The organism is Pseudomonas iridis (assembly GCF_017980685.1).
Lineage (GTDB): Bacteria > Pseudomonadota > Gammaproteobacteria > Pseudomonadales > Pseudomonadaceae > Aquipseudomonas > Aquipseudomonas iridis.
Map to the genome: position 1 here is coordinate 300,188 of NZ_JACXXO010000005.1, position 8,591 is coordinate 308,778.

Genomic DNA, 8,591 nt, shown 5'->3' on the forward strand with positions numbered 1-8,591 from the left:
GATCAGCATGATCCTGAAGAAGAATCTGAACATTGCACCAGCGGCACTGTTCTAGATTCAGAAGACAGCGGATCAAGGACGAGCGAATGGACATTTCCACTTACGCAGCACCGCTTCCCCCTCGGCAGAGCGTCGTCACCCGGCGCCTGGCGGTCGCCGTGGGTGCGCTATTTGTCACTGGCGTGATTGCTGCGGCCGTTGCCTTGCTCGGCATCGCCAACAAACTGGATAAGGAGGAAGTCCGCAAGACCGAGTTCTACTCGGTTCGCGCCCTCGAAAATCGCAACACTGCCTCGAAAAACTACATCACCAGTTACGCCTACTGGACCACGGCCTATGAGCGTCTGAGCGATCAGGTCGACACCCAATGGGCCTATACCGAGCAAAATCTGGGTAACACGCTGTTCACCGCTGACGGCTATGACGGCGTGTTCGTGCTGGATCGCGAGCGGACCAAATACGCTGTGGTTCGCGGTCAAATGCTCGATACGGATATCGCGGCGTTCGTGGAGGTCAGCGCGGCTTCACTGCTGGATCAGGTGCAAGGCCAAAGCGACTTGACCCACCCCGTCAGCCGCTACTCACTGTTCGAAGGCTGGCCGGCGCTGGTGTCGGCAGCGGCCATTTTGCCTAACGATGATCGGCCGCAGAAGACTGCGCAGGAAACCTCTGTGCTGGTGTTCGTCGACAAACTCACCCCGACCAAACTGCGCAAGATCGGCAGCGCTTACGGCTTGAAAAATCTGACCCTTGCCCCGAATGAAACCCTGGACCCGGCACGCCCGCGAGTGCCACTGGACAGCACGGGTTTTAGCCTGGTGTCCGATCTTGAGCGGCCGGGGCAACAGTTATTGTGGTCATTGCTGCCCACCCTCGGCGCGACGATGGTGGTATTGATGCTACTGACCGCCTACTTCTTCCGCCACGCTTTGCGTTCGTCGCGGTATGTCGATGAAAGCTTTGCGGTGATGCAGTCCTACAACCTTGCACTGGAAGCCGCCAACTTCGGCCTTGAAGCCAGTGAGGAGCGTTTTCGTGCGGTGGCGGAAGCCGCTTCGGACTGGATCTGGGAGACCGACCGGCATCTGTCGCTGACCTATTTGTCGGCGCGATTCAGCGAAGTGACTGGCTATCCCCAAACCCTTTGGCAGGGCCAGGACATCGGTCAACTGCTGTTTTGCGACACCACGCCGCTGGAACTGTGGCTGAAGAAACTGAACGAGGAAGGTCACGCCAGCGATCTGCGTTGCACCTACCGCGACCATTCCGGGCAACAACGTCATTGCCGTCTTTCGGCTCGCCCGATCTTCGACAAGCATGTCGTCATCGGTTATCGCGGCACCGCCAGCGATATCACCGACGAGGTCGCCGCCCATGCTCAAATCCAGCACTTGTCCATGCACGACGCCCTGACCGGGCTGCCCAATCGCAACAAACTCGCGCGTTATCTGGATGAAGCGCTGATGCTCAGGGAGCACGCGCCGGCGCTGTCGCTGCTGATGATCGATCTGGACAACTTCAAACCGATCAATGATTCGCTCGGCCATCCGGCCGGTGATGCGGTGCTGCAGGAAGTCGCCGCCCGTTTGCGTGAATGCACCCGCGACGATGACATCGTCGCCAGGCTTGGCGGGGACGAATTTGTCGTGGTGCTCAATGGCATGGACGCACCTAACGAAATCGACAAGTTCTGCACCCGATTGATCGGCAGCCTGCATCAACCGGTGATCTTCGAGCATCACCCGCTGCACATCGGCGCCAGCATCGGCATCGCCCTGAGCCGACGCCATGGATTCACCCCCAGCGAACTGATCCGCTACGCCGATATTGCGCTTTACCGGGCCAAGTCCGAGGGCAAGAACACCTGGTGCTATTTCGAAGCGCACATGAGCGACCAGATCCAGACACGCCGGCAAATGGAAGACGACCTGCGCCATGCGCTCAAGCACAACGAGTTTATCCTGCACTACCAGCCGCGCTACAAAGTTGATGGCAAGCAGATCGTTTCAGTCGAAGCACTGGTGCGCTGGCAGCATCCGACCAAGGGTTTGCTTGGGCCCGACCTGTTTATACCGTTGGCGGAGCAGACTGACCTGATCGTCCCGCTTGGGCGCTGGGTGTTGCGCGAGGCTTGCGAAACGGCGCTGACGTGGCCGGAAGACATCTTGCTTTCGGTCAATCTGTCGCCTGCGCAATTCGCCGTGACCGATGTGGTCGAGGATGTCCGCGAAGTGCTGGTCGACACCCGCTTCCCGGCCAGTCGACTGGAGCTTGAGATCACTGAAAACGTCATGCTCAACGATACCGACGGCGCGCTGACCACCATGAACGCTCTTAAAGAGCTGGGCGTGCGCCTGAACATGGACGACTTCGGCACCGGATACTCATCGCTCGGTTACCTGCGTGCGTATCCGTTCGATGGCATCAAGATCGACAAGCGCTTCATCGCCTCGATCAGCAGTGGTGCCAATGATCGGGCGGTGGTGCAGGCGATCATCGGGCTGGGCAAAGCCATGGGCCTGACCGTCACTGCCGAAGGCGTCGAAACCGCGGAGCAACTGGACATTCTGGGGGCTGATCAATGCAATGAAGTACAGGGTTACTTCATGAGTCGTCCGGTCGACAAAACCGAATTCATGGGTCTGCTGCAAACATCGAGAAGTGGCCAGGCAGCGCAACCGAAGGCGAAAAAAGGCCGCGTCAGGAGCGGCCTGAATCTTGAGGGTTTGTAAGGCGGGTCAACCGTTTGAGCGCGATCAGCTACGCGTGTGAGTCGTGTCGCTGGTGAACACACTGCCCGCATCCCGAACCAACTGCCGCCATTCGGCGCTGGTAATCAGCCCCGCCTCCTCCATTTCATCCGCCGCCTTGAGCAGTTCGTCGTACTGCTGCTCCGGATCCATCTGCAATTGCGACTGCGTCGCCAGTTTGCGCCATGCCGCCAGTAATTCTTTCTTGCGCTGATCGAACATAGGGTTTAACTCATGGGGGACTTCCTTAATAGAAAGAAGCGGTGGCGCGGTGGTTCAGCGCAGTCGACGGGCGGAAGGCTGACCCATGAGCCTCCCGATACCGGCACAAATCGCTGAAAGGCTTTGGGCGCCGAGAGTGAGCCGTCAGAACTTGTCTGCAACGCGTCTGTACTGATAATCCGGTTCACGGTACTTGCCCGGTTTCTGCCGCTTGGGCAGCGTGACCGGCTCGTGTGCGACGTCCTCATAAGGAATGCGGCTCAACAGATCAGTGATGATGTTGAGTCGCGCCCGGCGTTTGTCGTTGGAATCGGCCACCAGCCAAGGGGCGTGGTTAGTGTCGGTATGCTTGAACATCTCGTCACGTGCGCGTGAGTAGTCATACCAACGGCTGTAGGACTTAAGATCCATCCCCGTCAGCTTCCAGGTTTTGCGGCCATCGTTGATCCGCGCTTCCAGCCGACGGGTCTGCTCCTGCGGGCTGACCTCCAGCCAGTATTTGATCAGGATCACCCCTGACTCGACGATTGCGCGCTCGACCAGCGGCGTTGATCTGAGGAACTTGTTGGCTTGCTCTTCGGTGCAGAAACCCATCACCCGTTCGACGCCCGCGCGGTTGTACCAACTGCGATCGAAGATCACCACTTCGCCCGCAGCGGGCAAATGTGGCAGGTAGCGCTGGACGTACATCTGGCTTTTCTCGCGTTCTGTTGGCGCCGGCAGCGCCACGACGCGAAAGATCCGTGGGCTGACCCGTTCGGTGATCGCTTTGATTGTCCCGCCCTTCCCCGCACCATCGCGCCCCTCGAAGACGATACAAACCTTCACACCCTTGGCGATGACCCACTCCTGCAGCTTGACCAGCTCGACATGCAGCGTGCGTAACTGCTCAAGGTAAGCCTTGTTTTTCAACCGGGGAGTTTCGGAGGTCTTTGCGGCTTTCTTCTTGTCTTTTGCCATGGTCGAGCCCTCACGGATTGGAATATCGCTGTGAACCAGACTCGTGAGATTAGTTTATGGCGCGTTGTTTTCCATTGCCGGACAATAAGCAAAATCGCGATGTGTTTCTTTCGTTCTTTCTAACGTCGCACTGTTCATTGCCCGTGCCTGTCTTGTCTGGAGTTTTTCGATGCCCTCGCCCAATTCCCTGCCCACCGCGTTGTTGGGGCTGGCCCTCGCGTGCCCGACCATGGCTCAGGCTCAAGGTATGGAGTTGGGGCAGGTGCTGATTTCCGCCGAGGACCGAAGCGGTACCGACGCGGCTGTCGACGACGCCAAGGTGCGTCTGGCCGCTGTGCCCGGCGGCACCAGCGTTGTCGACATGCGCCAGCCATTGCAGGGCCGCGTTGCGAGTAATCAGGATGTGCTGGCCTATCAGCCGGGGGTTTATGCGCAGTCGGCGGGCAATGAAGGCGTGAAGATTTCGATTCGCGGCTCAGGCATCAATCGTGCGCCGGGCGCTCATGCTTCGGGGCTTTATACAATGCTCGACGGCCTGCCGCTGACCGGCCCCGGCGGCACGCCTTACGAATTGCTCGAACCGTTGTGGGTCGACCATGTTGAGGTGCTGCGCGGCGCTAACGGCTTCGATCGCGGCTCGCTGGCCCTCGGTGGTGCCATCGATTACGTCAGCCATACCGGCTACGACGCGCCGAAACTGCAAGTCCGCTATGCCACCGGCAGCCATGGTTACCAGCAGCGTCAGGTCAGTTCCGGGCAAGTGCTCGGCGACTTCGATTACTACATGTCGTTGACCGGCTCGAACGCCGACGGCTATCAGGATCACACTGCCAGCGAAAGCAAAGGCCTGATTGCCAACTTCGGTTATCGCTTCAACCCGAACCTGGAAACCCGCTTCTACATCCGTTACCGCGAAACCGACAACGACCTCGCCGGACGCGTGACCAAGCACTCCATCGAACACAACCCACGGGCAGCCAACCCGGCTTACGTGTCGCGCGATGACAGCCGCAAGCAGCCGGGCAGCACCTTCATCGGCAACAAGACCACCTTCTACATCGACGACGATTCCAGCATCCAGACCGGCCTCGTTTACCACGACTACCCGATGGATCTGCGCGAAGGCCCGAATCGTCTGAAGGTCGCCTATACCGACGTCAGCGGCACCTTCGACTACAAGCGCCGCGACACGCTGTGGGGCATGGAAAGTCGCAGCAATGTGGGCCTGCGCGTGACCAAACATCTGCCCAACGATGGCGCCAGTGAGTTTGTGCGCATTCCCACCGGCAACACCGCAGCCTATGTACCGGGCACGCGCATGCGCAATTTCACCTATCAGGGTTCGGACACCGTTCTGCACTTTGGCAATGATCTGGAAATTGCCGATGACCTGTGGCTGACCACCGGCCTCGCCGCCATCTATACCCGCCGCGAAAGCGCCGTCACCTATCCGCAGAGCGGAGGCAAAACCAGCATGAACGACTGGGACTACGCGCCCCGCCTCGGCCTGCGCTACCAAGTGACACCTGACCTGCAAGTGTTCGGCAATCTCAGCCGCTCGGTCGAAGCGCCGCATCCGTGGTCGCTGATCTACAGCTCCAACGTGCGCTTCCCGACTGGGAGCGGTGCGGCCACCGGCACACAGCGCGACCCGATCAAACTGCAAAATCAGACAGCTACCACGCTGGAACTCGGCGGTCGTGGTGAAAGCGCGCTCGGTGAATGGAGCCTGGCCTGGTACTACGCGCAAGTGCGCCACGAGTTGCTTTCGGTGCTGCCAGACGCCACCGCAGTCACGCCGTATGAGCTCAACGCCAGCCCCACCGTGCACCAAGGTGTCGAAGCCAGCCTGAACAGCAAACTCTGGTCTTCCGCAGACGGGCAGCAGTTAAGTTTGCGTCAGGCGTACACCTTCAGCGATTTCCACTACCGAGATGACGATCGCTTCGGTGACAACCGCTTGCCGGGATTGCCGATGCATTACTACCAGGGTGAATTGCGCTACGACTGGCCGCAGGGTTTCTTCGCCGCTTTGAACACGCAACTGGTGTCGAAAGTTGCAGTGGACTACGCCAATAGTTACTACGCCGATCCGTATGCGCTGTTCGGCGCGACGTTGGGGTACAACGCGCCGAAAGGTGACTGGCAGACCTGGGTAGACATGCGTAATTTGACCAACAAACACTACGCGGCGACGGTCACGCCGGGGTATGACGACAAGGGACTGGATGCAGCGCGGTCGACGCCGGGTGAAGGGATGGGCGTTTATGTCGGGGTTTCGTGGAGTTTGCTCTGAGGCCAGGACGGGATAGGTCAATACGCCGCCAATGTCTGTGGGCCAACGATCAGCCATTTCAGACCGAGAATTGAAAGCGCTGCCATTGAGGACGTCCCTCCCCGCAAGGGACGCCCTCAATGGCAGCGCTTCGGGGCTTCAATGCCCGGCAACCACCGTTCGTCCATGTCCACGCGTCCCCGGCTTGAAACCATGCCCGCGCGCCCGCCAGACAATGGCAAACCCGACAGCCACCAGCAGCGTCATCGCCCACGGAAAAGACGCGACACCCCACTTGTCCAGCAATACGCCACCGACAACGCCGCTGCCTGCAATTGCGCTATTCCATGCCACCACATTCAGTGACAACGCCACGTCTGCGCCATCGCCGGCCGCATCCGCCAGCGCGGTTTGCAACAACGTCGCCGCGCCGCCAAAGCTCAATCCCCACACCGCTACTGCAATGTAGATCACTTGCGGTACGTGCCCTGAGAAACCCAGCACCACGCAAACCGCCGCAAATGCTGCGAGGCTGACGAGTGTGGTTTTTCGCAACAGCGGCTCAACCAATTTCGCCGTCAACCAGATCCCCACCAACGCAGCGATCCCGAAGACCAGTAAGACCAGATCCACCCGACTCTCCAACCCCGCCGACGCCACGAACGGTGCAATGTAGGTGTAGAGAATGTTGTGCGCGAGCATCCAGCTGATCACCACCGCCAGTACCGGCCGCACACCCGGCGTGGTCAGCACGGTGCGCAGCGACATGCGTTGATGCGCGGGCTGCGGTGGGTAGTCAGGCACTTTCACCAATACCCAAACTATCAGAATCAACGTCAGGCCCGACATGATGCCAAACGCGGTGCGCCAACCCACCAGACCACCCAGCCATGTGCCGAGTGGCACCCCCAGCGAAAGCGCAATGGGTGTGCCGACCATGGCCAGCGCCAACGCCTTGCCCTGCTGAGCGGGCTCGACCATGCGGCGGGCATAACCGGCCAACAAACTCCACGCCAACCCGGCCGATACGCCGGCAAAGAAGCGCGCCACCAACGTCACGCCATAGTGAGAGGACAGCGCCGTGATGGAATTGAAAAGCAGGAAACCGACGATAGTCAGCAGCAGCACATTACGCCGGCGCCAGCCACGGGTCGCGATGGTCATCGGGATGACCGCCAGCACCGAGCCTAACGCATAGGCCGTGACCATCTGGCCAGCCATCGACGGCGAGATCGCCAGTCCTTCGCTGATCAACGGCAGCAAGCCGGCAGGCAGGGTTTCGGTGACTATGCAGATAAAACCTGTCATGGCCAACGCCAGCAAGGCGCCGATTGGCAGGCTTTTCGGCGTTGCCGATATAGTGAGTGAAGGCGTCACGGGAAGTCCTTGAGTAGTGATTTTGAGAATTAAATACCGATCGATATAAAATACTGATGGCAGCGACCACTCGTTGTCAACGACTTATGTATCGTCTAGTATTTAAATCATCTCACCGAGGAATCCTGAAATGGCAAGAACGGGCCGCCCCCGCAATTTCGACCGCGACGACGCCGTCGAGCAAGCCATGCAATTGTTCTGGCAACACGGCTATGACTCCACCTCCCTCGCCCTGCTGAAAGCACAATTGGGCGGCGGAATTTCCGCGCCGAGCTTTTACGCTGCGTTCGGCTCAAAGGAAGCCCTGTTTGACGAATGCGTGCAGCGTTACCTGGAGACCTTCGCTCAGGTTACCCAATGCCTGTGGGACGAAAATCTGCCTCCGCGCCAGGCTATTGAAACCGCGTTGCGCCAGTCGGCGCGCATGCAGTGCGAGGATGGCCACCCCAAGGGTTGCATGGTTACTCTTGGCGTAATGAGCGCACCCAGCCCTGAAAATGCCCGAGTGGTCGAAGCCCTCACCCAGTCCCGCGCACGGACTCGTGCGGGGATCTTGGGGTGCGTCAAGCGAGGAATGAATGCCGGTGAGTTACCGGCCAATACTGTGGCCCCCGCCTTGGCGACAGTTTTTGACAGTTTTCTGCAGGGGATTTCCATCCTCGCTCGGGATGACACTACGATTGAGGTGATTGATGCGGCAATCACTCAGGTATTGATGACGTGGGACATTGCGGCCGCCAAGTCTGGCAAGGATTGATCAGAGGCAGCGCGTTACAAAAAGCGCTGAAGCTGATGTTCGCTGCCTGTTGTGGATGAGCTGTGTAAATTGAAACCTAGATGCAAAACGGACTGTGTCCAAAAATACTGTATTAACTTTCTGGCGGGCAAAACAAAACCCCAACTGCTTTCGCAATTGGGGTTTCGGAATTTAATCTTGACGATGACCTACTCTCACATGGGGAAACCCCACACTACCATCGGCGATGCATCGTTTCACTGCTGAGTTC

Annotated in this window: 6 protein-coding genes and 1 rRNA gene; 3 read left to right on the forward strand and 4 right to left on the reverse strand. The window is 59.0% G+C overall.

What is annotated here, in order from left to right; genetic code table 11:
* Nucleotides 1–86: 86 nt before the first annotated feature.
* The gene (locus IEQ42_RS12030) at nt 87–2,732 is read left to right on the forward strand and encodes a bifunctional diguanylate cyclase/phosphodiesterase (protein WP_210703682.1); all 2,646 of its coding nucleotides are present in this window, start codon (nt 87–89) and stop codon (nt 2,730–2,732) included.
* 24 nt (nt 2,733–2,756) lie between these two features.
* Here IEQ42_RS12030 and IEQ42_RS12035 read toward each other — a convergent pair whose 3' ends face one another.
* Together IEQ42_RS12035 and ppk2 are read right to left on the reverse strand one after the other, a co-directional pair.
* Nucleotides 2,757–2,972 carry a hypothetical protein gene (locus IEQ42_RS12035; protein ID WP_210703683.1) on the reverse strand — a complete coding sequence of 72 codons (216 nt, stop codon included), beginning with the start codon at nt 2,970–2,972 and terminating at the stop codon, nt 2,757–2,759.
* Between the two features lie 144 nt (nt 2,973–3,116).
* The gene (gene ppk2, locus IEQ42_RS12040) at nt 3,117–3,932 is read right to left on the reverse strand and encodes a polyphosphate kinase 2 (RefSeq protein WP_210703684.1); all 816 of its coding nucleotides are present in this window, start codon (nt 3,930–3,932) and stop codon (nt 3,117–3,119) included.
* Between the two features lie 169 nt (nt 3,933–4,101).
* On the opposite strand from ppk2, the gene IEQ42_RS12045 reads away from it, so the two are divergent.
* Nucleotides 4,102–6,228, forward strand: a complete 2,127-nt coding sequence (locus tag IEQ42_RS12045) for a TonB-dependent receptor family protein (RefSeq protein WP_210703685.1) — start codon at nt 4,102–4,104, stop codon at nt 6,226–6,228.
* Nucleotides 6,229–6,366: 138 nt separating this feature from the next.
* On the opposite strand, the gene IEQ42_RS12050 is transcribed toward IEQ42_RS12045, so the two are convergent.
* Nucleotides 6,367–7,584 (reverse strand): MFS transporter, encoded by a 1,218-nt coding sequence (locus tag IEQ42_RS12050; RefSeq protein ID WP_210703686.1) that lies wholly within the window; start codon nt 7,582–7,584, stop codon nt 6,367–6,369.
* Nucleotides 7,585–7,714: 130 nt separating this feature from the next.
* On the opposite strand from IEQ42_RS12050, the gene IEQ42_RS12055 reads away from it, so the two are divergent.
* Complete coding sequence (locus IEQ42_RS12055; protein ID WP_210703687.1) at nt 7,715–8,341, forward strand: TetR/AcrR family transcriptional regulator; 627 nt, start codon at nt 7,715–7,717, stop codon at nt 8,339–8,341.
* A 175-nt stretch (nt 8,342–8,516) separates the two neighbouring features.
* Here the strand turns inward: IEQ42_RS12055 and rrf are convergent.
* Nucleotides 8,517–8,591: ribosomal RNA gene (gene rrf / locus IEQ42_RS27860) — 5S ribosomal RNA — on the reverse strand; the annotation flags it as partial.

What these genes read in the sequence shown, in the direction of transcription:
- IEQ42_RS12030 (WP_210703682.1), top strand. Translation starts at nt 87, where the DNA reads ATGGACATTTCCACTTACGCAGCACCGCTTCCCCCTCGGCAGAGCGTC.
- IEQ42_RS12055 (WP_210703687.1), top strand. Translation starts at nt 7,715, where the DNA reads ATGGCAAGAACGGGCCGCCCCCGCAATTTCGACCGCGACGACGCCGTC.
- IEQ42_RS12035 (WP_210703683.1), bottom strand. Translation starts at nt 2,972, where the DNA reads ATGTTCGATCAGCGCAAGAAAGAATTACTGGCGGCATGGCGCAAACTG.
- IEQ42_RS12045 (WP_210703685.1), top strand. Translation starts at nt 4,102, where the DNA reads ATGCCCTCGCCCAATTCCCTGCCCACCGCGTTGTTGGGGCTGGCCCTC.
- ppk2 (WP_210703684.1), bottom strand. Translation starts at nt 3,932, where the DNA reads ATGGCAAAAGACAAGAAGAAAGCCGCAAAGACCTCCGAAACTCCCCGG.